Below are 24,360 nucleotides of genomic sequence, written 5' to 3' on the forward strand. Positions count from 1 at the left end.
CATGAAAATTGCTTTCCTAAGTCCAGAATATCCGCATCCCAATTTTGGGCCTGCCGGAGGTATAGGGAGCAGTCTTGTGCATCTGAGCCAAGGCTTAGTGCAATTGGGGCATCCCGTAAGCATCCTCATCTACGGCCAGAAAAAGGACGCTGTTTTTACAGAAAACGGAATCACTTTTTATGCAATTAAAAATATCAAAGTGAAAGGGCTATCGCTCTATCTCACACAAAAGAAAGTCTCTCGACTTATTAATAGATTGTATGATGAAGATAAGATCGCGATTTTAGAAGCACCAGACTGGACTGGATTTACTTCTAGACTAAATATAAAGTGTCCCTTGGTGCTAAGGTTGCACGGCAGCGATACCTATTTCTGTCATTTAGAGGAACGTCCGGTAAAGCCTCGAAATAAATATCATGAGAAACGAGCCTTTAAAAAAGCAGCTGGTATTATTTCTGTGAGTGCATTTACAGGAAAATTAACGAATCAACTATTTAATACAAATAGAGAAATTACCGTAATCCCAAATGGGTTAGATCTTAATGCTTTTAGCCAAAGTGCGCTCACAAGCGATGCGAAAACCATTCTGTATTTTGGAACCTTGATACGCAAAAAGGGGATGTTAGAACTTCCATTCATATTTAATAAAATTATAGCGCTTTTGCCAGATGCTACCTTAGTTCTAATTGGGTCTGATAGTAGTGATATAAAAACAGGAAGCGCGTCTACTTGGTCATTAATGCAGCCTTTGTTTTCTGAAAGCGCAGCAGCGCGTGTTAGCTATTTAGGTAAAGTAGCTTATGATGATATGAAGGCGCACATAGAAAAAGCGGCTGTTTGTGTCTTTCCCACTTTTGCAGAAGCACTTCCAGTATCTTGGATAGAAGCCATGGCGATGAAAAAAGCAATAGTGGCGTCTAATGTAGGATGGGCAACAGAAATGATAACTGATGGTGAAAACGGATTTCTTGTGCATCCCACGGATCATTTAAAATTTGCAAATAGAATTGTACAGCTCTTATTAGATACCGATCAAACAGCAGCCTTTGGGAGCGCAGCAAGAATAACGGCAGAAGAGCAATATGATCGAGAAAAGGTAGCAGCGCTATCCGTTTCCTATTATCAACAAATAATTGATACTGCGGCTATATGATCATTATAACGCATCATAACGATAAGGTTGTTCAGCTAGAAAACGAATCTGTTTCTGTCGCTGGGTATAAAGGTCATGGGCTCTTAAAAACTGTTTTAAGAATAGCCAAGGAGCATCGAGATACCTTATTAATATGGGTAGCAAAGGAATATCGCGCGAGTTTAAATTTAGACTATTTCAGAAGCAATAATATAGCAAGAAATACACTCCACTCGTTTAGCCCCGAGACTAATTATATGTCTAACGACATAGGCTATGTAGAAGAAACGCTTTTTATTAATGTCAATAAAAATGTCAAGTATCCTACTTGGTTAATGAGTGATACGGTGGGAGCAACTAATAGTGATGTGTTCAACGCGATTACTTCTTCTTTGTCAAAAGAAACTCTTTTTCCGTATTATTTAAACGCAATAGCAAAGCTCGGAATGCAGCAAGGGCTATTCTGTTATTCTACCCCAAATTTATTGACGATAGATGAGGTTTTAAGTAGCCGAAATCAAAAAATGAGTTCGCAGCGTTTATTCCGTTTTGTGAGACAACATTATAAAAAGCGATGGTTATTTTTATTGCCATTTCAACAATTAGTATTTGAAAAACGATGTACGTTTTTTTATGCGCTGCTCGCTTTGTTCCATGCAAAGCATCACATGTCGTATGCTCCAAAAGCAGACAATGTAGCGAACAAAGAACATAGAGATAGTATCGATGTGCTAATTCCCACTATGGGGAGAAAAAAATATTTATACGATGTCTTGTTGGACCTTGCAAAACAAACGCATCTCCCACAACGTGTATTCCTTGTTGAGCAAAATCCTGAAGTAGGAAGTGTTTCTCTGCTTGATTATCTAAAGGATGATTGGCCATTTAAAATTGAGCATACGTTTATTAATCAAACAGGTGCTTGCAATGCCAGGAATAGAGCCCTAGCGCAGGTGACGAGTGATTGGGTGTTTTTTGCAGATGATGATATAAGAATGGAGGCATCTGTATTAAAAGAGGCTTTACACGCAGCAACTATTAATAATGCAGAAGCACTTACCTTTAGTTGTTTACAAGCACACGAGCAAGAACGATTGAATCAACCCGTGCAATGGGTAGGTTTTGGCTCTGGTACAAGCTTAGTAAAAACGAGCGCAATAGGCGAAAAAAAGTTTAATATGGCCTATGAACATGGCCACGGAGAGGATGGTGATTTTGGAATGCAATTGCGCAATGACGGGACAGACGTGATTTATATACCACAGATACAATTAATGCACCTTAAGGCGCCCATGGGAGGTTTCAGAAATAAGGTAGTAAAAGAATGGGAGCAGGATGCCGTTAGTCCAAAGCCTTCACCAACGGTGATGTGCTACAAAATAAAGTACCTTACTGTACCGCAGTTTAACTCTTATAAGTTTTTACTGTTTGTGAAGTTTTACAAAAATCAAGGCATGAAGAATCCGTTTGCTTACGTCAAGAAGATGACTGCTTCCTGGGACTCAAGTATAAAATGGGCAGAAAAATTACTACATAAAAATGATTAAAAAAACCGCTCTTATCATTTGTACCTATATGCGACCCATACCCTTGGTGACGCTGCTAGATTCTGTATTTAAAGGCGCATTAATCCCTTCGGAAATTTTAATTATCGATGGATCCATAGATGATGAGACTAAAATCGCTCTAGAAGAAAAAATATATAGAAACCTGCACTATCATAAAGTTTCCGAAGCACAAAGAGGTTTGACTAAACAACGAAATTATGGCATCGAGCAAGTAAGTGATGCGATGGAGATTGTTTGTTTTTTAGATGACGATACGATTGTGTCTCAGGAATATTTGAAAGAATTAATAAGTACTTATGATCGTTTTCCAGAAGCACTAGGCGTTGGGGGTTATATCACTAACGAAGTAAAATGGCAACCTTTGGAGGTGGGAGCGCAGATAAGTGCTAATCAATTTGCCTATGATGGTTGGGTGCGATCTGATGGCTCTCGTTTTGTTTTGCGTAAAAAGTTAGGCTTAGATTCTAACGTGGCTCCCGGATATATGCCAGAATTTTCACACGGCAGGAGCGTTTCTTTTCTGCCATCATCTGGAAAGACGTATCCTGTCGAGCAGTTTATGGGCGGCGTAGCTTCTTATAAAAAAGAGATGCTAGACAATCATAAGTTTTCAGAATACTTTGAAGGTTATGGCTTGTATGAAGATGCAGATTATACGCTGCGTTTATCAAATGAAGGTTTATTATACGTAAACACCGCCGCACAATTAGAGCATCACCACGACGCGGGAGGGAGGCCAAGTAAGTATAAGTATGGAAAGATGGTAGTTAGAAACGGATGGTATGTATGGCGCGTAAAGCACCCAAAACCTTCCTTTATTGCCCGCCTTAAATGGAATGCAATTACTATTATGTTAACAAAAATAAGATGGATCAACGTCATCACAACGAGAAATAGGAAAGAAGCGTTTACTGAAGCATTAGGCAGAACGGTAGGTTGGTTTTCTTTATTTTTAAACAAACCAAAAATTAAGTGAAGTTTCTCATCATCACACACGCATCACATATCTTGGTAAATGACCAAGTGTATTCTTATGCGCCATATGTGCGGGAGATGGATTTATGGAATGCACTTGTTGATGAGGTGTGTGTGGTCGCTCCAGTTTCAATCGCGGCAGTAACTAAAATCGACTTAGCCTATAAAAAAAATCCTCGAGTAAAGAAAATCTCCGAATTAGCATTTATTACTTTGGGCAATGGTATTAAATCACTCATTAATTTGCCGATAATCTTTTGGATACTATTTATTGAAATGCGCCGGGCAGATCACATTCATTTAAGATGTCCGGGTACTATAGGCTTGGTGGGATGTATCGTACAAGTGCTATTTCCGAAGAAAAAGAAAACAGCAAAATACGCCGGAAATTGGGATCCCAAAGCGAAGCAGCCCCTAAGCTACAAATTGCAAAAATGGATTTTGAGCAATACGTTTTTAACCAAGAATATGCAGGTGTTAGTGTACGGGGAATGGGAAGGACAATCAAAAAATATAAAATCTTTTTTCACCGCATCTTACTGGAATACGGAAAAGAGCCCGGTTCCTAATAAAACTTTTTCTACACCCTATACATTTTTATTTGTAGGTAGTTTGGTAGCAGGGAAGCGCCCTTTATACGCAATACAACTGGTAGAAAAATTAGTTAAGAACGGAATCCCTGCCTCTTTAACTTTTTACGGAGATGGTGTGTTGCGACAAGAATTAGAACTGTATGTCGCTGAAAATGGCCTAAATGAAATCATAGTATTTAAAGGAAATCAAGCTGCCAAAGAAGTTAAAAAAGGCTATCAGGAAGCACATTTTTTATTGTTAGCCTCTAAGTCTGAAGGTTGGCCAAAGGTAGTGGTAGAAGCCATGTTCTGGGGAGCGATACCGGTAAGCACGGCTGTTTCTTGCGTACCGTGGATGCTGGATCACGGGGCAAGAGGTTTGTTGCTAACATTAGATCAAGATCAAGATATGGAACTTCTTATTTCGTTATTGGAAAATAAACCAGAGTTGCAAAAAATGAGTGCGGCCGCCCTAATTTGGTCTAGACAATATACACTGGATACTTTTGAACAAGAAATAAGTAACTTGCTACAATGAGAGTGCTTCAACTAATAGATAGTTTACATCCAGGAGGAGCAGAACGGATGGCAGTGACTTTGGCAAATGCTTTGCACACTAAAATAGAAGGTTCCTATATTTGCGTCACTCGCGAGGAGGGTGCTTTAAAGAAAGAGTTAGACGTATCAATACCCTATATTTTCTTAGAGAAGAAAGGGAAAGTAGCTATTAATGCCCTTAGACGACTTAGAGCATTTTGCATAGATAATGACATCACTCACGTGCACGCTCACGGAACATCTTTTTTTATAGCTACACAGCTAAAAATGGTATTGCCTAAGATTAAACTGGTTTGGCATGAGCATTATGGCAGCAGAATTACAAGCACAGGAAATCAACATAAAGTACTTCGGTTCTGTTCTGGTTATTTTGATCAAATTATCGCAGTAACCCCAGAACTTAAAACATGGAGCGAACAACATTTGAAGTGCAGTGATGTGATGTATATTCCAAATTTTGTCGATGTATCGGTATACAATTCTGTAAACCAACGAAACAATAGCATTATCTGTGTTGCAAATTTGAAACAACCTAAAAACCATCTGTATTTACTCAAAGCATTTGCATTGTTACTAGAAGAATTTCCAAAATGGGAATTAGTGCTGGTCGGGAAGATTTTTAACGATACCTATTATAAAATGTTAAAAGATTTTGTGGCAGCAAATGGATTAATAGAAAAAGTTTCATTTTTAGGAGATAAATCTGATGTGAAGAAAGAATTACTTTCTTCAAAAATAGGTGTGCTATCATCGAGTTATGAAGGGCTTCCCTTAGCATTGTTAGAATATGGTGCGGCTGGATTAGTTCCTGTAACAACAGATGTTGGATTTTGTAAAGATGTTATTAGTACTTTTGGAAAAGTAGCGCCTTTAGATGACGAAACTTCGTTTAAAAATTTATTAAAAGCATATATGCTTGATGATGATAAAAGGCAGGATGATGCGAAGAGATTCAAGAATCACGTACTGAAAAAATATAGCGTCGCGGCTGTAATACCGCAATTCATAGAATTATATAAAAACAATTAATTATCAAGATTTACCAGAACAGATCGTACCTTTTCTTTATAGCCCTTCATATGTTGATGGGCTTTGTGGGTTACCTGTTTAGGGGTTCGGTGAAGCTGATTTTTTTAGGGGCGCTGGTCTATCTACTCTATTTAACAATTAAAAATCGCAATAGAAATCACGAAGTATTGATCGCGGCCTCCTATGTGATTGGCTTTGAGGTTTTTTCGAGAATGACGGGTGGCGTTGGATTCTCTTATGAGTTTGCCAAGTTTGCAGTAATAGGTTTTCTGTTAGTGGGGATGTTTTATAGGGGCTTTAATACAAGGTCTTGGCCTTACGTTGTATATGTTTTTTTACTGATGCCCGCAGTTCTTGTAACCGCGGCATTAATACATTATGGCACTACTTTTTTAAGCACGGTAACTTTCAATCTAAGCGGTCCAGTATGTCTGGGTGTGAGTGCCTTATATTGTTATGATCGCAAAATCACTAGAAAAAGTTTTCACGAAATTTTAAATGCCTGCCTGTATCCTATAGTGGCAATGACAGTATATTTATATTTTTTCACTCCAGATATTAGAGACGTACTTACGGGCACACAATCTAATTATGAAGCTTCTGGTGGTTTTGGTCCTAATCAGGTTGCTACTGTCTTAGGGTTAGGTATGTTCTTGTTGTTTGCTCGATTGTTCTTGTTTAAAAATAAGCTCATACAGCTAGTAGACTTAAGCCTTATTGGCTTGTTAGGATATAGAGCGTTTGTAACATTTAGCAGAGGAGGAGTGATTGTAGCATTAGTCTGTGCATCTGTTTTTCTAATTATTTACTTTAGGCAAGTAGGCACAAAGGAGCGCTTTTATGTGCTCACGAAAGTTGGGATTGTAGCAGGAGTCTGCATTTTCACCTGGCTGATTACCTCTGTTTTTACTTCGGGACTTATTGATAAAAGGTATGCAAATCAAGATGCAGCTGGGCGAGAGAAAGCAGATGTAAGTACAGGAAGAAGACAACTAATAGCAGGAGAGCTTGAGGCTTTTAAGGATAGCCCATTTATAGGGATAGGAGTAGGAAGGTCTAAAGAGGTTCACCAAGAAAAATTAGGATATATTTCTACCACTCATAATGAGGTAAGTAGAATGTTATCTGAACATGGTATTCTTGGCATCTTTGCTTTAGGTATTTTATTATTGACACCACTTGTGCTCAGATCTAGAAATCGAAGCAATCTTTATTTATTTTCGTTTTTGGCCTTTTGGTTTTTAACAATTAACCACAGTTCGATGCGTATTGCGGCCCCTGCATTTATTTATGGGCTCTCTGTTTTATCTATCTCTAATGAAAGAAAAGAAGAAGACACTCTTATACATAGGGAATAAGCTTGCCAATAAAGGAGGCACGCCCACGGTGATCGATACGCTATCTGAGCAATTAATAGCGGATGGATACGTGGTGATTACCGCTTCAGATAAAAAGAATAAAGCGCATCGTTTATTAGAAATGGTCGCCACATTTTTTCGTGTACGCCATAGAGTTAATGCAGTCCTTATTGATACATACAGCACGAAAAATTTCTATTTTGCTATTCTCATTGGTTCCTTGTGTAGAACATATAATATTCCCTATTTTCCTATTCTTCACGGCGGAAATTTGCCACAACGAATAGCGCTACATCCAAGAAAGAGTGTTAAGTACTTTGGAGGGGCACGCTTGAATATTGCACCATCATATTATCTATTAAAAGCTTTCGAGGCAGAAGGGTTTACTAATCTTGAATATATTCCTAATGCCATTGAAGTAGAGAAATATCCCTTTAAGCCTCGCAAAAAAGTACAGCCTAATTTGTTGTGGGTGCGGTCTTTTTCTGAAATTTATAATCCTTTGCTTGCGCTTGAGGTTTTAGAACAATTAATTCATAATGGGCATAAGGCTAGTCTCTGTATGGTAGGCCCAGAAAAGGATGGCAGTCTGGCAAAATGTAAAGAAGTGGCGGCTCGTAAATCACTGCCTGTTACTTTTACAGGATTACTATCAAAAGAAAGCTGGATTGAATTATCTACCGAATCGGATGTTTTTATAAACACCACAAACTTTGATAATCTCCCCGTGAGTATAATTGAAGCCATGGCGCTTGGTTTTCCTATTGTTTCTACTAATGTAGGTGGATTGCCTTATTTAATCGAGAATGAAGTAGATGGGTTTTTAGTGCCGCCAGAAAACGCAGAAGCTATGGTGAATGCCATAGAATTACTATGCGTTGACCAGAATATTTCTGAAGCGATGTCTCAGGCTGCAAAATTAAAGGTAGAAAACTACAACTGGTCGAATATCAGGGAGTCTTGGCAAAAAGTATTGAATTTCTAAGTTTAAATCACTTATTTTTACTCTGATTAACACATTTTAAATGCCTGCAAATAAAACCAGCATCCACTTTGATATCTCAGAGCGGAAAGTATTATTACGATTAATTGATATTGCGGTCGTGCTTGCTATGCTTTATATGGTGAGTCAGCTTTTTAATTTTGACTATTTTAAAATTAATGCTGTTCACTGGGTTTGGTCAATCGTACTTGGGATTTACCTCACCATTTTTGCTACCATTTTTGAATTATATAATTTACAAAAGGCTGGGAAATTTGAGGTCACGATCCAGAATATAATCTTGACAACTTCGGTTACGGTGTTGTTTTATCTCTTGACTCCTTTTTTCACTCCAGAGCTTCCAGAAAATCGTTTGCAGATAGTGTATTTCTACATTTCTATAAACTTGTCACTCATCTTATGGCGCTATGTTTATGTCACGTTTGTGTCTGCGGCACGATTTAATAAACGCGTTTTACTAATTGCAGATGGACCAGAAATAGAACGCATTATTGACTCGCTAGAAGCCTCAGATCCAAATTATAAAGTAGTTGGTTATGTGAAATCTGGTGAGAACAACTATACTGGTCAGCACCGAGTTTCATTACTAGAATTTAAGAATAGCGAATTATTTGATCTCGTAAAAGAGCATACCATTTCTGAAGTGGTGGTTGCGGCGCCTGCCTATGAAGGGATTACATTGCCTCTCTATAACCAGTTGTTGCATATGCTAGAATCTGGGGTGTCTATTAGGGAATATACGCAAGTGTATGAAGATATAAATAGACGCGTTCCCGTACAGCAAATAGATCAAGACTTTTATAAGTTTTTCCCGTTTAGCAGGAGCAACCAGAATAAACTCTATTTGTTCTTTCATAGAGGATTAGATCTTTTCTTGTCTGTGATAGGCTTAGTTTTAGGCTTGTTGTTGTCACCCATTGTTTTTATTGGAAACATAATAGGTAACAGAGGTCCATTGTTTTATACCCAAGAACGTGTGGGGAAAAATGGCATTCCATTTAAGATATTTAAATTAAGAAGCATGGTGGTAGATGCAGAGAAGACAGGAGCACAATTTGCTCAAAAGGGTGATATTCGGGTGACAAAGTTTGGTCGGTTTTTAAGAAATACGCGTCTTGACGAAATTCCACAATTCTTAAATGTGATTAAAGGCGAAATGAGTATTATAGGACCGCGTCCAGAACGAACTGTTTTTGTGAATGAACTCTCTAAAAAAATACCTTTCTACGAAGTGAGACACTTAGTGAAACCTGGTGTTACAGGATGGGCTCAAGTAAATGCAGATTATGGCTCTACAGATGCAGATGCTTTAAGGAAGCTTCAGTTTGATTTGTATTATATCAAGCATCGAAGTTTTTTTCTTGATATTAGTATTATAGTAAAGACGCTGAGCACGATTATCTTTTATCGAGGGCAGTAACTAATGAAATTGCATTTTTTTAATTCTTCTTATTTCAGAAACCTCCACACATATACATAACGCAAGATCAAGGCAATAAACAAAGGAATAAGTGTGGGAGCAAATACTTGCACTCCAGAGATCCAATGGATACTTAACAAGCTAAAAAGCACTAATAAAAAGAAGACATACTTTCTAGACCATCGCGGAGGGCTTTTCTTTAAGAGTGCAAACCCCAAGATAAGATTGAGCGGAAAAGCCCACAACATATTATAATTGTTTGCTGTTGCCGTATGATCTGTTGCTGTCCATAGCAAGAATAAAAGTAATCCTGCAAGCCCTGTGATAGATAGTAATGTGAAATCTAAAAACCTACTTCTCGTTTGTTGCTTATTGTCTTTATAGGTGGTATATAGAATAAACAATGCAATAAGACTAAAAATAACTAACGGACTCCAAAGAAAACTCAACTCTGTTAAACCTTCTTTTTTAATTAGTAATTCATTTTCTTTTAATACTAATGGCACATCAACACCATTGTGGTTTATGGTTGCCTCCTTGGTCGCTTCATATACATAATCTGGTAAGAATTGATGTTGTGATGGTGTTGCAGTTCTGTCAATGATACTTCCTAGTGCGATATCGATACCTATGCTTCCCCAAGAATTAGCGTTTAGTTTTTGCTGGATTAACTGTCTAAAGGTAAATTGTTCTGGTACATAAGCATCAGAAACAGTAAGATCATCTCTTAAAGAGATCTCAAGCACGTCCCTCATTTTTGTCGCGCAGTTGTCATAAAAGAAATCATATAAATAAGTGCTGTTTTCTGGTTTGGCATTGTTCTGCAAATAAGTAGCAACCACAATCATTTCTTCTTGTGATAAGTTCAATACTTGCTCTTTCATCCACCGACCCTGAGATGCGTAATAGTTTTTATAAAGTGCGTACTTGCCAGTATCAAGTTTGTAAATCATTTTCCCCTTTGCAAAATTGAGGAGAAAATTAGGCGCTTCAAAGTCAAAGACGCCGTAGTTGTAAATCACGTCAATCCCACTTACGGGGTCGTTAATCCTAAAAGCGCTATGCCCAAACTTTTCCGCCAAATCTGTTCCAGGCCCCATAGTCAGGACGCTAATGCGCGTGTCTTCAGAAAAGGGATACGATTGTCCTTGTGCAGTTACAATGCAGAGTAGAAGGAATAAAGAATAAAGAAAAGTGCGCAAATCGTGTGTAATTTTGATTAGTACAAAGGTAACGCTTAGCTAAAAATTTGGCAATGGTTTGCTAGTTAATAAAGCAAACGTGTCTATACTATTTCCGAAGTAATGCACATCATTTATTTATTTTAATATTCGACTCGCGTCCCGATAGCTTTTAGAGACATGAGTCACTCTCTATAACAGACTATGTTAATCTTGTGACAAAATGAAGTCATCTTAATAGAACAGCTACCCGTGCTTCGTACCTTTACGTAAAACAGAATGTTATGAGCGAAGTAAAGGCATATGCAGCAACAGAAAAGGCAGTAGATTTAGAACAAATTAACATAGAAAGAAGAGAGGTACAAGATGATGATGTAGCAATAGATATTACGTATTGTGGCGTTTGTCATAGTGATATTCATCAAGTAGCGAATGACTGGGGAGGGTCTAAATATCCTTTAGTGCCTGGCCATGAAATTATAGGTAAAGTAACTAAAATAGGAAAGAACGTTTCTAAATTTAAATTGGGAGATTTAGTAGGAGTAGGGTGTATGGTTGATTCTTGCCAGACTTGCGAACCTTGTAAAAATGACCTTGAGCAGTTTTGTGAGCAGGGAATGACGGCAACGTATAACAGTGTAGACAAACATTTAGGAGGTCAGACTTTAGGAGGGTATTCGCAGAAAATCGTAGTGAATAAGGAATTTGTTTTGAGCATTCCAAAAAATTTAGATGTAAAAGCAGTAGCGCCTTTATTGTGTGCAGGTATCACCACATACTCTCCATTAAACCAATGGAATGTTAAGAAGGGTGATAAAGTAGGCGTAATTGGTTTAGGAGGTCTAGGCCATATGGGAATAAAGTTTTCTCACGCGATGGGAGCAGAGACGGTAATGATTACTACTTCAGAAGGGAAAAGTAAGGATGCTAAAAAACTAGGAGCGGATGCGGTGCTGATTTCAAAAGATAAAGATGCAATGAAAGAACATAAAGGTAGTTTTGACTTTTTATTAAACACAATTCCTGTTGGTCACGATGCAAATCCATATATACAGTTACTAAAAATTGATGGAACGATGGTTTTTGTAGGTGCTATAGAGCCGCTAGATCCTATTCACGGTGGAAATCTTATCATGGGAAGAAAAAGACTCGCAGGTTCGTTAATAGGCGGAATCAAAGAAACTCAAGAAATGCTAGATTTTTGCGGAGAGCACAATATTGTGAGTGACGTAGAAATGATTAAAATGGAAGAAATAAACACAGCATTTAACAGAGTTAAAGCGAATGATGTGAAATACCGTTTTGTAATTGAAATGGAGTCACTGAGTTAGTAGGATTCAGTTTTATTAATAGTTGAAAGCGCATTATCTGAAGAGATAATGCGCTTTTTTCAAATTTGCCTATTGCCTATTGCCTATTGCCTATCGCTTAGCGGAATATCTCCCAATCTAAGGTCACTGAAAACACGTTAGAATACAGCGTAGCACTAGAATCACCAATATCTGTCAAGGCATAATCTACTGCGATACCTTTGTATTTAAATCCTACCCCAAGATTTGGTTGAACACTTGTAGATTCTGTTCCATCAAGTTTTCTTGTGTTTTGTACATTACCAAGTCCGGTTCGTACAAATATCATATTTAGATACCCAAACTCGAGACCTAATGCTGGAGTCATACTAAGATTAGGAGTGCTTAAAAAGTCGTTGGTCTCTGCAAATCTAAAGTTGAGGTCAAGTTCTGTTTGCAAGGTGTAGTCATAATTAAATGTAAATAGCTTTGCTACTCCTAGTTGCATTTTTGGGATTGTGATTTCTGTAGTTTCTGGTAAATCTTGATTCTGCCCTTCGACGGCTCCTTGTATCTCTGCAAACTCATCTTCATCTATAGACCAAGCGTTAAATGTGGTTGTTATATCGCGAACTAACAATCCGTACTGCCAATTGTTATCACCTTCAAATTGAAATCCAGCATCAAGACCAAAGCCCCACGAATTTGCAAAATCACCAATAATACGCCGCACCACTTTAGCATTTACACCAAAACTAAAACCGTCTAAAGGCAAGTTACGGGCATAGCTAAATGTACCTGCATAATCTGCCGTTGAAAAAAGGCTAATACGATCATAATTAATCTGTCCTTGGTCGTCAATAAGTTGTGTGGTATTTAAGATGTCATCCACCCCAAAACGGATCAATGAAAAAGCAACCGCACTATTATCATCCAGTGGCATTGCAAAAGCTGCGTAGTCATAATTTGCAATATTTGCAAAATAAGAAGCGTGCATTAATGACAGTTGTTTGTCTTCAAGCCTTGTCAATCCTGCAGGATTCCAATATCCAGAATTTACATCTCCTGTGGTCGCAACCATTGCATTAGACATCCCAAAAGCGCGTGCATCAACCCCAATGTTTAAAAACTCATTAGAATACTTACGTACCGTTTGTGCCTGCAAAGAAAATCCTGCAATCAGGAAAAGAAGAATAAGTTGTTTCAACCTGCTATTTTTGGACAAATATCTCATTATTTTATACAATACTAAACTATATTTTTAATCACATATTGTACGATTACTACCTTAGACGAAAATACTTTCCTATTTTTACAAAAGTAGCCCTATTTCTATTCCTTTGATATATACTTCGGAAAATTTAAGGACTGAAAAATCGCTAGTAAAAAACCCGCTCTTATGATTAAGCAAATACCTAATATCATTACATCATTAAACTTATTGTGCGGCTGTGTAGCTGTTATGTTTGCTATGTCTGGAGAATTAGTGACTGCATCCTTCTTTGCGTTTCTAGGTATATTTTTCGACTTTTTTGATGGTCTTGCAGCTAGAGTTTTAAACGCATCGAGTAAAGTAGGTTTAGAATTAGATTCGCTAGCAGATATGGTGACCAGTGGTGTGGTGCCAGGATTTGTAATGGTGCAACTCCTTAGCTATTCCATTACAGGAGATTACTTAAATATCACTGAGGTTTTCTCAGAAAATAGCTGGAATGAAGGCTTGGTACAATACCTGCCTTTTGTGGGCTTATTAATTGTCATCGCTTCCGGTTATAGATTAGCTAAATTTAATGTAGACACAAGACAAACCACGAGTTTTATAGGTCTTCCCACGCCAGCAAATACATTGTTGATTTTAAGTTTGCCTCTTATTTTAGCATTTCAGCAAACAGAAATGATTACAGGCATCATTTTAAATACTTGGGTGCTGATAGGCTTAACGATCTTAAGCTGTATTTTATTAAATGCAGAAATCCCGCTCTTCGCTTTAAAGTTTAAAACCTGGGATTTAAAAGGCAATGCCATCCGTTATGTGTTTTTGCTTATAAGTGCAATAGGATTATTTTTCTTTCACTTTCTGGCAATACCGGTAATCATATTGTTATATATTTTACTGTCACTTTTTTGGAAGGAGATTAGTGATTAACGATTGGAGATTTACGGTTGTGGATTTTTGAACTTAAAGAAAATTGTCACATAGAGCGCAGTCGAAATGCTTATAGTAAAACAGCAGTTAATCAACAGAAACTTTCTTCTTAAAACCCCTCCAGACTAAAAACGCTACCATCGGTAAATATACTAGGCATCTATAAAAGTGCGCCATTACGACACCTTCCACGCCGTAAATAGGAACTAAGTAGAAGGATAGGCCAAAGAACAAGCCTGTAGATATTAATTCAGAAAAAATAAAATTACGCACCATTTTCTTGGCTAAAAATTGATACGCAAGAATACTAGCGGCAAGACGAATGAAATCTCCCGTCAGTTGCCATTTAAACAAAGGTGCCATCCCGTCAAATCCTGGGAAGATAAGGTCAATAATGAAATGTCGTAGAAAATAAATAGCAATCATTCCCACAGCAAAGAGAGGGAGCAACGATTTATATATATGTTTCACTTCCTTAAAAAAGGAAGGACGTGTTTTGATGGTGGCAAATTTCGGAATCACATACATTGTAAAAAGTAAAGACGAGAAGGCCATATAGTTTTTAGATAAATCTAGCATTCCAGACCATAATCCAGAATCTTCCTGTGAGATATTGGTCCGCACCATATTCCGTATCTCTATCTCTACAAAACTCAACACCACTGTCGAGAAAAATGAGATTAATGTAAAAGCCAACAGCACATTCCCAAAAGGAATTCTAAAAGAAATCTCCTTATAATTAATATATTTTTTAAATGTTTTAAAAAACACATAAGACAGAATCACTAACTGGATGGCAGGAGTGATAACAATGGAATACAAGGCATACGTAAACTCGTTATTCCAGGCAAAATAAAGCATTAAGGCAGCAGAAATAAGGTAGCTGCTTAAGTCTACTTTTGCAAAACGTTTATACTCGGTAAGGCCATTAATGACCCCGTTATAGATGCGTTGAAGTCCAATCGCAGGCGCGACAATTCCTGTAATGACTAGTACACTGGAGTATGCTGTAGTTTCAAAAAAGTACTGACTTAAGGAGGAGGAAAACACGGCAAGCAAGATTCCTACAACAAGCGAACTAATGCTCCAGAATACAAACGCAGTAGAGAATAGGCCGTTTAATTTTTCTTGATCTTCTTTATATTCAGCGACATACTTCACCATCCCATTGAAGAACCCGAATGATGTTAAAGATAAAACTGCTTGCTGAATACTTCGCAACTGCCCAATGATATCGATCCCAACTTCTCCAAAATTTTCTGCAACAATCCTCCTAATAAATAGCGAGAGCACCTGCCTAATAATAATAATAGGCGCATTTACCGACGTTATTTTCAGTAGCAGATTGGTTCTTAAAAAGTTTGGTATTTTCAATTAGTAGCTGTTTAAAACCGAAATTACTTTACTTACTTGGTCTTGCGTCATCACGGGACTCATTGGGATACTCACCACGTGATGGTGCAATGCTTCGGCAACCGGAAAGCTTAAGTCTTTTAATTCTGGCAATGCTTTTTGCTGATGCGGTGCAATAGGATAATGAATTAAATGCCCTACTTTATTTTCTGTCAAATGCGCCACAACAGCCGCTCTGTCTTCTACCTGCAACACAAATAAGTGAAAAACGTGATCAGCCGTACCTTCATACGTTGGTAAGGTGATTTTTAGATTTTTTATTTCTGCAATATAGCGTTGTGCAATTTCCCTTCTTCTTAAATTATCTGCATCTAAACTCCCTAATTTAATACTCAAGAAGGCTGCTTGAATCTCGTCAAGTCTAGAATTGAGACCCAAAACTTCATTTATATACTTAGTAGAAGTCCCATAATTACGAAACATTCTAATCGCTTTTGCCAGTGCGTCATCATTTGTTGTGACTGCGCCACCATCGCCCAAGGCACCTAGATTTTTAGAGGGGTAAAAGCTAAAACCTGCAGCATCGCCTAAGTTCCCCGCTTTTTTCTTACTGAAATATTCTGCACCGTGCGCTTGTGCTGCATCTTCAATAACCAATAAATTATTCAAATCTGCAAGTGCTTGTATTGCTTCCATGTTTGCAAGCTTTCCATATAAATGAACAGGCATTATAGCTTTAGTCTTAGGTGAAATATAAGTAGGAAGTTTATTTAAATCAAAATTGAATGTTTCTGCCGTGGCTTCTGCGAGAATAGGTGTTAGGCCCGCTTGCTTGATGGCAATTATCGTTGCAATAAAAGTGTTTGAAGCAACAATCACTTCATCTCCGGTTTTCAAGTTTCCGAGGTGTTTATAGCCCTCAAGTATAAGACGAAGCGCGTCCAGTCCGTTAGCAACACCTATGCAATGTTTTGTGCCGCAATAATCTGCAAACAGTTGCTCAAATCGTGTCACTTGATTGCCTAGAATGTAATAGCCGCTATCTAAAAACTCCTGAAAGCTGTTTTTAAATTCGTTCTCAAAACGAGCATTTACTTTATGAAGATCTAAAAATGGAATCATTTAATAGTGATATCTAATTGTTCGTGAGCAGCGGTGTCAATCTCATAGGTGTCTGCCGTAAAAGTACGAGCTCCACAGCTTTCTTTCCAGAAAATGAGTCCGCTATTAAGTACCGTCCCGTTTTCTTCTGAAGAAATATTAAAATCGAAGTAGCGTTTGTCTTTTTTGTAATGATTAATGATAAAATCGTATGCGAGATCAAGACTGCCGTAGCTATTCTTGTCTGCATTACCAGAAACGTATTGCGGGTGAATGGTTGTCTTTGTTAGGAAAACCGTCGTCCCAGCAATCACTTTATCCCCTTTGTATACATTTACTTGCTGTATGTTTCCGGGGAAACGTGCTGCGAGTAATTTTATTTCTTCTAAAGAATGCACAGGAGCAATCCCGTGTTTTTTATAAAGATTAGGAATTAAAACTTCGTTCCAGAATCCATCAAAGGTATCTTCTATTTTTATGGTAAGCCCATTGCGGATGGCTTTATTAATGCCCTCTCTTCGGTTTTTCTGAAATTTTAACTTGTGATCATTGTCGATGACCATTAAAACATCCCGCTTTAATAAAGTAGCATTCGCTTTAAACAAAAAGTACCCAAGTTCATCTGAAGGCATTACATTGTAAAATGTAGGAATCTCTCTGATTTCAATTTTCTGGATCATTTCCGAAGAAAGAAAACGCAGCATCTCTTTAAATGCTTCTAAAGCATACAACAACTTTGCACTGTCTTGCAATACAAAACTTCCGTAAGTAAGTCCTTGGTGTGAAATCACTTTTTCCGCCTTCACATTAGCGGGCAATAGTGCGTATAGTGAATCATCCTTAAATACTAAAACCGAAAAATCTGTGAAACGATCGCTATGATAGTCCATAAAGTCGCGATGAAACAAAAAAGTAGCGTTCTTTGCTGAAGCGACAAATTCATTCCATAATTCGGCATCTTCTGCTGTGTAGCGTCGTGCCGTATAGGTAGAAGTCTTTTTTGTAGGTGTAGCCAAGAATTTTTTATTGGATGGTTATAAAAGGTAAAACTACTAATTTAAACCAAAAGTATAGGAGTAAGATGAATTTTGTGTAAAAGGTTGCCCCAGAATTAGCTTGAACTTGAAATCGAAAACGAAGATAAAGCTGAAGATGAGAACAAAGAAGCTGAGTTCTCACACCAGCCCGAGATTCGATGAGCTTTTAACTTTTTTACATTTAACCTTTTCACACCTTAGCCACATCCCCTGAATAGCTTCTATCAATTACGCATTTAAATCAAATACCGATTTAACTGAATCTCTTATTTCCCAAACCCCTGAATCTCTCATTTACTTAGTTACCTTTGCCACTATGGACGAAATTATCAAAAACCTCCCGGAAAAGGCACAAGAAGTAAAAAAGGAGAACATCACATTCTTTAAGCGGATCAACAAGAAAGCGCCTAAGAATATGGATTTGATTATGCACGAACTCCACGATAAGGAGTTTAAACGTACCGATTGTATGGAATGTGCCAACTGCTGTAAAACGTCGAGTCCAATATTTACTAATAAGGATATTGATCGTATTGCAAAGCATTTTAGAATGCCTGTTCAAAGGTTTACCGATACTTATCTTGAGATGGATGAAGATGATTGGTTTGTTTTAAAAAGTGTGCCTTGTACTTTTTTAGCAGATGATAATAGTTGTTCTATTTATGATGTGCGCCCTAAAGCCTGTCAAGAATATCCGCACACCAATAGAAAACGTTTTCAAAAAATAGCAGACTTAACCATGAAAAATGTGGAGATCTGCCCTGCTGCTTTTAATATTGTAGAAGAGATGAAAGTCCGTTTTGCAGAGAAAGGTGGGAAGCATAACAGGTGGGATGTGTAATCTCTCACAGAAACCTGCTGCCCACTCCTAAAGGTTTAACACTAAAGTATAGTGAGCAATTACTTATATATTAAATAAGCCTGTCGCATGCTGTCATATTCTGCCAAAGGCCTAATCCACTCTTTCCTAATTTCTGAATACGTATAGCGATTCTCAATCTGCCATTTTAATCTTTCTGTACCAGCAAGCTTAGTGAAAAATTTATTAAAGAAGTCTGGTCTTCTGCCATTGGCAACGTAGGCCTCAATAAGCCATTCAAGATTCAAGCGGTTGTTTTTTGGTGTTCGTGTCAGGTCTAAACCGTTGCAGCGTTCTCCTTTAAATTTTGGGTGTTTCGCACCTTCATTGGCTTGTGGCGTAAAGGTGTATGGATAAAATTCTGTGGGTAAACTGGGTGCGCCAAAAACTTGAAACTGATTTTCTGTACCTCGACCTGCACTTACAAGCGTACCTTCAAAAAAGCAAAGGCTAGGGTAAAGGTTAATCGCGATGTCGTTGGGTAAATTTGGTGAAGGTTTTATTGGAAGTGAATAAGGAGTGTCGTGAGTATAATTTTGCATTGGGATTACCGTGAGTTCGCATTTAATCTTATTGTTTAGCCATCCTTGTCCATTAATCATTTGTGCATATTCACCAATCGTCATCCCATGAACTGCAGGAACCGGATGCATACCTACAAAACTCTTGTGCTCTGGTTCTAGAATTGGGCCGTCTATATAATGACCATTAGGATTGGGTCGGTCTAAAACAATAACGGGAATACCTAGTTCTGCGCAGGCTTCCATTACATAATGCAGTGTGGAGATATACGTGTAAAAACGCGCTCCCACATCTTGGATGTCAAATACCATCACCTCTATATCTGCTAATTGCGCTGCGCTAGGTTTTTTATTCTTGCCGTATAAGGAGATAATAGGCACTCCAGTTTTTGTGTCAATACCATCTTTTACGAGTTCGCCCGCATCTGCTTTACCTCTAAAGCCGTGTTCTGGAGCAAATACTTTGGTCACATGATTCTCAAAATCAACTATAAAGTCGACTAAGTGAAAATCAACTATGCGTATTTCATCAGGGTATTCAAGTGTGTCGTTCACCACCGAAGTTTGGTTTGCAACTATCCCTAGTTTTTTTCCTTCTAACAAAGGCATGTACTGTTGCCATTGGTTTGCTCCCGTGTATATGTGTGTTGCACTTTTACTGTCTATTTTTCGCCCAAATCGTTTTGTAGTATCTGCCGTTTGTGAAACATGTGTAATTAATTCATTAGCCGCTTTCGTTTTTAGACTTTCAACTTCAGGCTCTACACTGCTTAGCTCCAACTTTTGTCCTGCGTTTCCACAAGAAAAGGCGCTAAAAATCGTTATAAATACTATATTTTTGAACAAAGTAAATTGCATACCTACGTGAATTTTGAATTTTTTATCGCTCGCCGCATTATAGCGGCTAAAGATTATAAAAGTAGCATTTCGGCACCAATAATAAAAATAGCAATTACTGCTATTGCCCTTGGGATTATTATGATGCTGGTGTCTATTGCAACGAGTCTAGGGCTACAACGTAAGATTCAAGAAAAAATTTCTGCATTTAATGGTGATATTATTATTTCTAACCAGGACACTAACTTTTCTGGGGAATCACAAATACCCATTTCAAAAAATCAAGACTTTTATCCCGAGTTTAAAACAATTGACGGGATCAAGCATATGCAAGGTACAGCATCAAAAGGTGGTGTAATACGTACTGCTAAAGATTTTGAAGGTGTTGTGATTAAAGGAGTTGGTTCAGATTATGATTGGCAATATTTTGAAGAATATCTTGTGGACGGTCGTCTTCCAGATTTTAGCGGAACTATAAATGATGAGGTTTTGCTTAGTGGTTATCTAGCAACACGACTTGATCTAAAAGTAGGAGACAAGATGCCTACTTATTTTTTAAATGAGAGCAACATAGAAAAATCAAGGCCTATTGGATTTACCATCGTCGGTCTATATAATAGCGGCTTTCAGCAATTTGATGAGCAATTTGCGCTTGCAGATATTAAACAAATTCAGCGTATTAATAAATGGGATAGCGGCCAGATAGGGAATTTTGAAGTCTTTGTGGAAGATTTTAGAGAGGTCACACACATTAACAATCTCGTCTATGAACAAACGGGAAGCACGCTAGATACGCTTTCAATTCGTGATAAATTTGCTTCTATTTTTGAGTGGACAGATCTATTTGATTTTAATACTTATCTAATTATCGGTATTATGATTCTTGTAGCCGGAATCAATATGATTACCGCACTTTTAGTACTTATTCTAGAGCGCACAAAGATGATTGGGATTCTCAAAGCAATGGGAAGCAATGACTGGAGTGTGCGTAAAATTTTCATGTATAATGCGATGTATCTTATAGGAGTAGGTCTTTTCTGGGGAAATGTTATCGGTTTGGGACTGCTGCTAATACAGAAATATTTTAAAGTTATCAAGCTTCCTCCAGAAACGTATTATGTTTCTGAAGCGCCTATTTATCTTGATGCGAGTTATGTGATACTGCTCAACGTTGGGACTTTTTTACTTTGTGCATTAATGCTTCTTATTCCCACGTATATTATTTCAAAAATTAGTCCCGTGAAGGCGATACGCTTTGATTGATGTTATTTTTAACCCAATAACCGTTTCTAAAGAGCAGACCAAAAGAAAGTTTTTAAGAGGCAAGAATTATTTTTTATTTCAAATACTGGATTAACAATTTTCAATAACTAATTTTTTCAAACTTCATCATTCGTTATTCTACCGTTTGATATTCATTATTTATTTCCGTAACTCATAATCTGGCCTTAAATGGTGATGTCAGATATTTGCTCAAATGTCATTAATCCCCAATCGTTAATTTTTCAGTCTTTCTTGTTTATTCTTTCATTACAATGGCTTTTCCTCTAATTGAGGAAAATTAGAATCCCCTAGCTTGTAACTCCTTTATCATATTACTACCTTTGTCGTGTTAAAATTTCAGCAGTACTTAGTGCTGAAATATCAAAGAAAAACTATGGACTACGCAGAAAACATATTAGGAACCATCGGGAATACTCCAATGGTTAAAGTCAACAAATTAGCAGAAGAAATTCCTGGATTAGTACTCGCAAAATACGAGACTTTTAATCCAGGAAACTCTACGAAAGACCGTATGGCTTTAATGATGATAGAAGATGCAGAAGCAGATGGGAGACTAAAACCAGGCGGAACCATTATAGAAGGAACCAGTGGGAACACAGGAATGGGGCTCGCTCTTGCGGCCATTGTAAAAGGGTATAAAATGGTTTGTGTAATTAGTGATAAACAGAGTAAAGAAAAGGTAGATATATTACGCGCTGTTGGTAGCGAAGTTGTTGTGTGCCCTACAGATGTAGCGCCAGATGATCCACGTTCGTATTACTCAACTTCAAAAAGATTAGCCGAAGAAACGCCTAACGCTTGGTACGTAAATCAATACGATAACCCAAGTAATGCAAAAGCGCATTACCAAAGCACGGGCCCAGAGATCTGGAAACAAACGGACGGGAAAATAACCCATTTTGTTGTAGGAGTGGGCACTGGTGGTACTATTAGCGGCGTAGGTAAATACCTGAAAGAACAAAATCCAAATGTTAAAATTTGGGGAATAGACACCTATGGTAGTGTGTTTAAAAAATATCACGAAACGGGTGTTTTTGACCAGGCTGAAATATACCCTTATGTAACAGAAGGAATAGGCGAAGATATTTTACCAGAGAACGTAGACTTCAGTATCATTGATGGTTTTACGAAAGTAACCGATAAAGATGCCGCTGTCTGGACTCAAAAATTAGCAAAAGAAGAAGGGTTTTTCTTAGGGAATTCTGCCGGAGCCGCAATGAAAGGGATCCATCAATTAAAAGAACATTTTAATGAAGATGATGTAATTGTGGTTCTTTTCCACGATCACGGGAGTCGCTATGTAGGGAAAATGTTTAATGACGACTGGATGAAGAAGATGGGTTATATTGAGTAATTCTCCTAAGCCCGAAGGTGGAATAGACGCTCTTTTTATTTTATTTTTTTGACGATTTTCTAATGTGCAGTGCTAGCTTCTGCTCAATCAAAAGAACTACCGTACTTTCCTCTGGGAGGGTCAGGCTTTTCGTCTGAGATTTAAGGCTTAATTATCTCGCATCCTCAAGTCACATTCCTTTTCTAATCTTGCATCAATCCTGAGCACGATACTTCCTTCATAATTAGGTTTTAGCGAAGTGCCTGGTTTTAAGATTATCTGGTTTTTTGCTGAGAGGTCTAATATGGCAGCATCTCGAAATGTTTGGTTTTCTATGATGACTTTTTCAGATAGTGCCGTGATAGGAAAATACCACCTGCTCATATCTTGATTGCTAATGGATGCAGTTGACATTTCAGAGAAAAGATCATGTACAAGATGTACAGCTTTTCCTGTATTGAGCATACCTGCACCATACGTCCCTGAGTACATCTTATTTGCCGCTATATGATCAATATTGGTTGCTGTTAGTTTTATAATGCCATCTACTTGTTCTTTGGGTAGGCAAGGGTACAATGAGAACATAAGTCCGACGGTGCCAGAAACGAGTGCTGTTGCACCACTGGTTGTAGAATATTCGCTTCCTAATTCTTCTCCTTTTAATTTAAATTGTGAGTATCTAAATAATCCAACGGTGGGCGCAAGAATATCTACATCTTCGTTAAGTGTGGCGGTGCTTGTATGATAGATTTTTGGTGGGTTATTCATGTCACCATTTTTGAAACCCCCAGTACGGCCTAGATATCCTCTTATGTTAGCAAAATATGGTTTTCCGTTTTTCTTTTGGTATCGTATATTGTCAAATACATCTTCATAGCGATGCTGCACAGAGCTCACAGATATTACGTGGTCATAGGATGCAGGATAGTATTTTTTTGTTCCAGGATGTTCGTCCCAACCTTTATTACCAGCACCTGCTACTATAATAGCGCCATTGTCAAAAATATAATTAATTGCTTCTTGTCCAGTTTCTGTTGCGTTACCTATCCAACTACAATTAATAACCTTTGAGCCTTTTTCTGCTAGTTCTTTGAGCTGCGCAAAATTTTTAAAATCACCATACGTGGTGCCGTAAATACTACAGTCATAGCAGACTCCAGGAATACCATATCCATTATTTCCTTGTGCTGCTGCGTTTGCTGAAATGCTATATCCGTGACCATTAGCAAGACCAGACTTTCTTAAGACCGTTGCTTTCCCTTTAAAGTCAAGACCTAGCGTATCTAATGCGCCATCGCTAATCCCGATGATCACATCGCGTTGTCCAGTTGTGAGGTACCAAGCTTTTGGCACTTCCATTACATCATAATAATCCATATTAAACTGTAGGCCTATATTGGTCCCGATGGTGCTGGTTAAACCATAGTCATTAGGTTCATAGATTTTCATTTCTGAGGGAGGGATTAATTCTCCAGACTCAAATAGGTCGCTACTTTTTTTAAGCAAAATATCCAGGAATAAAGGGGAGTCTGCGATCACAAAGAAAGTTCTGTTGCGGTATAATGGTTTTGCTTTTTTCCACGTTTTTTTGAAGGTCTTCACGCGGAAGTCGCTCAATGTTTGTTTTAACGACTCTTCAGAGCCTTGATATTCAAAGCCGTTTGCCGTTGCTGTAAACGCTGGAGTAAAAGTGGAATCTTTTGCTCTAACAAAAAACCAATATTCTTCTTGTGCTGTTCCTGTAAAGGGGAGCATTAAGAATGTAATTAAAAGGAGGAGGACTATTTTCATTGTTTAAAATTTC

At 37.8% G+C, this 24,360-nt stretch carries 20 protein-coding genes; 13 read left to right on the forward strand and 7 right to left on the reverse strand.

Annotated elements, in window-relative coordinates:
* Window position 1: 1 nt before the first annotated feature.
* Genes ABXT71_RS07155 through ABXT71_RS07190 form a run of 8 tightly spaced genes read left to right on the forward strand, consistent with a single transcriptional unit; the run spans window position 2 to window position 9,615 of the window.
* Window positions 2–1,153, forward strand: coding sequence for a glycosyltransferase family 4 protein (locus ABXT71_RS07155; protein ID WP_415370653.1), 1,152 nt, complete (start codon window positions 2–4; stop codon window positions 1,151–1,153).
* Entirely contained in the window at window positions 1,150–2,679 is a 1,530-nt protein-coding gene (locus ABXT71_RS07160) for a glycosyltransferase family 2 protein (RefSeq protein WP_415370654.1), read from the forward strand. Before ABXT71_RS07155 ends, ABXT71_RS07160 begins: the two co-directional genes overlap by 4 nt.
* Window positions 2,672–3,676, forward strand: a complete 1,005-nt coding sequence (locus ABXT71_RS07165; protein WP_415370655.1) for a glycosyltransferase family 2 protein — start codon at window positions 2,672–2,674, stop codon at window positions 3,674–3,676. Before ABXT71_RS07160 ends, ABXT71_RS07165 begins: the two co-directional genes overlap by 8 nt.
* The gene (locus ABXT71_RS07170; RefSeq protein WP_415370656.1) at window positions 3,673–4,785 is read left to right on the forward strand and encodes a glycosyltransferase family 4 protein; all 1,113 of its coding nucleotides are present in this window, start codon (window positions 3,673–3,675) and stop codon (window positions 4,783–4,785) included. Before ABXT71_RS07165 ends, ABXT71_RS07170 begins: the two co-directional genes overlap by 4 nt.
* On the forward strand, window positions 4,782–5,834 hold the full coding sequence (locus ABXT71_RS07175) for a glycosyltransferase (RefSeq protein ID WP_415370657.1): 1,053 nt from the start codon (window positions 4,782–4,784) through the stop codon (window positions 5,832–5,834). Before ABXT71_RS07170 ends, ABXT71_RS07175 begins: the two co-directional genes overlap by 4 nt.
* 50 nt (window positions 5,835–5,884) lie before the next feature.
* Window positions 5,885–7,192, forward strand: coding sequence for an O-antigen ligase family protein (locus ABXT71_RS07180; protein ID WP_415370658.1), 1,308 nt, complete (start codon window positions 5,885–5,887; stop codon window positions 7,190–7,192).
* Window positions 7,152–8,177, forward strand: coding sequence for a glycosyltransferase family 4 protein (locus ABXT71_RS07185; protein ID WP_415370659.1), 1,026 nt, complete (start codon window positions 7,152–7,154; stop codon window positions 8,175–8,177). The genes ABXT71_RS07180 and ABXT71_RS07185 overlap by 41 nt, the downstream gene beginning before the upstream one ends.
* 40 nt (window positions 8,178–8,217) lie before the next feature.
* A complete protein-coding gene (locus ABXT71_RS07190; RefSeq protein ID WP_415370660.1) occupies window positions 8,218–9,615 on the forward strand; it encodes a sugar transferase in 1,398 nt (465 codons plus the stop codon).
* 29 nt (window positions 9,616–9,644) lie between these two features.
* Here the strand turns inward: ABXT71_RS07190 and ABXT71_RS07195 are convergent, their stop codons facing one another.
* Window positions 9,645–10,817 (reverse strand): DUF4105 domain-containing protein, encoded by a 1,173-nt coding sequence (locus ABXT71_RS07195; RefSeq protein WP_415370661.1) that lies wholly within the window; start codon window positions 10,815–10,817, stop codon window positions 9,645–9,647.
* A 263-nt stretch (window positions 10,818–11,080) separates the two neighbouring features.
* Between ABXT71_RS07195 and ABXT71_RS07200 the strand changes: the two genes are divergently transcribed.
* Entirely contained in the window at window positions 11,081–12,127 is a 1,047-nt protein-coding gene (locus ABXT71_RS07200) for an NAD(P)-dependent alcohol dehydrogenase (RefSeq protein ID WP_415370662.1), read from the forward strand.
* A 97-nt stretch (window positions 12,128–12,224) separates the two neighbouring features.
* Here ABXT71_RS07200 and ABXT71_RS07205 read toward each other — a convergent pair whose 3' ends face one another.
* A complete protein-coding gene (locus tag ABXT71_RS07205) occupies window positions 12,225–13,292 on the reverse strand; it encodes a PorV/PorQ family protein (RefSeq protein ID WP_415370663.1) in 1,068 nt (355 codons plus the stop codon).
* A 192-nt stretch (window positions 13,293–13,484) separates the two neighbouring features.
* On the opposite strand from ABXT71_RS07205, the gene ABXT71_RS07210 reads away from it, so the two are divergent.
* A complete protein-coding gene (locus ABXT71_RS07210) occupies window positions 13,485–14,231 on the forward strand; it encodes a CDP-alcohol phosphatidyltransferase family protein (RefSeq protein ID WP_415370664.1) in 747 nt (248 codons plus the stop codon).
* 87 nt (window positions 14,232–14,318) lie between these two features.
* Here the strand turns inward: ABXT71_RS07210 and ABXT71_RS07215 are convergent, their stop codons facing one another.
* From ABXT71_RS07215 to ABXT71_RS07225, 3 genes are read right to left on the reverse strand one after another with little or no spacing between them, the layout of a single operon-like run.
* Complete coding sequence (locus tag ABXT71_RS07215; RefSeq protein ID WP_415370665.1) at window positions 14,319–15,605, reverse strand: O-antigen translocase; 1,287 nt, start codon at window positions 15,603–15,605, stop codon at window positions 14,319–14,321.
* Window positions 15,606–16,706, reverse strand: a complete 1,101-nt coding sequence (locus ABXT71_RS07220) for a DegT/DnrJ/EryC1/StrS family aminotransferase (RefSeq protein WP_415370666.1) — start codon at window positions 16,704–16,706, stop codon at window positions 15,606–15,608.
* Complete coding sequence (locus ABXT71_RS07225) at window positions 16,703–17,701, reverse strand: GNAT family N-acetyltransferase (protein WP_415370667.1); 999 nt, start codon at window positions 17,699–17,701, stop codon at window positions 16,703–16,705. The genes ABXT71_RS07220 and ABXT71_RS07225 overlap by 4 nt, the downstream gene beginning before the upstream one ends.
* Window positions 17,702–18,038: 337 nt before the next feature.
* Between ABXT71_RS07225 and ABXT71_RS07230 the strand changes: the two genes are divergently transcribed.
* A complete protein-coding gene (locus ABXT71_RS07230; RefSeq protein ID WP_415370668.1) occupies window positions 18,039–18,563 on the forward strand; it encodes a YkgJ family cysteine cluster protein in 525 nt (174 codons plus the stop codon).
* A gap of 59 nt (window positions 18,564–18,622) precedes the next feature.
* Here ABXT71_RS07230 and ABXT71_RS07235 read toward each other — a convergent pair whose 3' ends face one another.
* On the reverse strand, window positions 18,623–19,960 hold the full coding sequence (locus ABXT71_RS07235) for an exo-beta-N-acetylmuramidase NamZ domain-containing protein (RefSeq protein ID WP_415370669.1): 1,338 nt from the start codon (window positions 19,958–19,960) through the stop codon (window positions 18,623–18,625).
* Window positions 19,961–19,966: 6 nt separating this feature from the next.
* On the opposite strand from ABXT71_RS07235, the gene ABXT71_RS07240 reads away from it, so the two are divergent.
* Together ABXT71_RS07240 and ABXT71_RS07245 are read left to right on the forward strand one after the other, a co-directional pair.
* A complete protein-coding gene (locus ABXT71_RS07240) occupies window positions 19,967–21,202 on the forward strand; it encodes an ABC transporter permease (protein ID WP_415370670.1) in 1,236 nt (411 codons plus the stop codon).
* A 394-nt stretch (window positions 21,203–21,596) separates the two neighbouring features.
* The gene (locus tag ABXT71_RS07245; RefSeq protein ID WP_415370671.1) at window positions 21,597–22,577 is read left to right on the forward strand and encodes a PLP-dependent cysteine synthase family protein; all 981 of its coding nucleotides are present in this window, start codon (window positions 21,597–21,599) and stop codon (window positions 22,575–22,577) included.
* A gap of 147 nt (window positions 22,578–22,724) precedes the next feature.
* Here the strand turns inward: ABXT71_RS07245 and ABXT71_RS07250 are convergent, their stop codons facing one another.
* Complete coding sequence (locus ABXT71_RS07250; protein ID WP_415370672.1) at window positions 22,725–24,347, reverse strand: S8 family peptidase; 1,623 nt, start codon at window positions 24,345–24,347, stop codon at window positions 22,725–22,727.
* Window positions 24,348–24,360 lie beyond the last annotated feature (13 nt).

Source organism: Patiriisocius sp. Uisw_047 (genome assembly GCF_047730165.1).
Taxonomy (GTDB): Bacteria; Bacteroidota; Bacteroidia; order Flavobacteriales; family Flavobacteriaceae; genus Patiriisocius.

Coding starts and splice junctions, on each gene's coding strand:
- ABXT71_RS07180 (WP_415370658.1), top strand. CDS start 5,885: ATGTTGATGGGCTTTGTGGGTTACCTGTTTAGGGGTTCGGTGAAGCTG.
- ABXT71_RS07155 (WP_415370653.1), top strand. CDS start 2: ATGAAAATTGCTTTCCTAAGTCCAGAATATCCGCATCCCAATTTTGGG.
- ABXT71_RS07230 (WP_415370668.1), top strand. CDS start 18,039: ATGGACGAAATTATCAAAAACCTCCCGGAAAAGGCACAAGAAGTAAAA.
- ABXT71_RS07165 (WP_415370655.1), top strand. CDS start 2,672: ATGATTAAAAAAACCGCTCTTATCATTTGTACCTATATGCGACCCATA.
- ABXT71_RS07185 (WP_415370659.1), top strand. CDS start 7,152: ATGAAAGAAAAGAAGAAGACACTCTTATACATAGGGAATAAGCTTGCC.
- ABXT71_RS07235 (WP_415370669.1), bottom strand. CDS start 19,960: ATGCAATTTACTTTGTTCAAAAATATAGTATTTATAACGATTTTTAGC.
- ABXT71_RS07160 (WP_415370654.1), top strand. CDS start 1,150: ATGATCATTATAACGCATCATAACGATAAGGTTGTTCAGCTAGAAAAC.
- ABXT71_RS07190 (WP_415370660.1), top strand. CDS start 8,218: ATGCCTGCAAATAAAACCAGCATCCACTTTGATATCTCAGAGCGGAAA.
- ABXT71_RS07220 (WP_415370666.1), bottom strand. CDS start 16,706: ATGATTCCATTTTTAGATCTTCATAAAGTAAATGCTCGTTTTGAGAAC.
- ABXT71_RS07245 (WP_415370671.1), top strand. CDS start 21,597: ATGGACTACGCAGAAAACATATTAGGAACCATCGGGAATACTCCAATG.
- ABXT71_RS07210 (WP_415370664.1), top strand. CDS start 13,485: ATGATTAAGCAAATACCTAATATCATTACATCATTAAACTTATTGTGC.
- ABXT71_RS07250 (WP_415370672.1), bottom strand. CDS start 24,347: ATGAAAATAGTCCTCCTCCTTTTAATTACATTCTTAATGCTCCCCTTT.
- ABXT71_RS07175 (WP_415370657.1), top strand. CDS start 4,782: ATGAGAGTGCTTCAACTAATAGATAGTTTACATCCAGGAGGAGCAGAA.
- ABXT71_RS07200 (WP_415370662.1), top strand. CDS start 11,081: ATGAGCGAAGTAAAGGCATATGCAGCAACAGAAAAGGCAGTAGATTTA.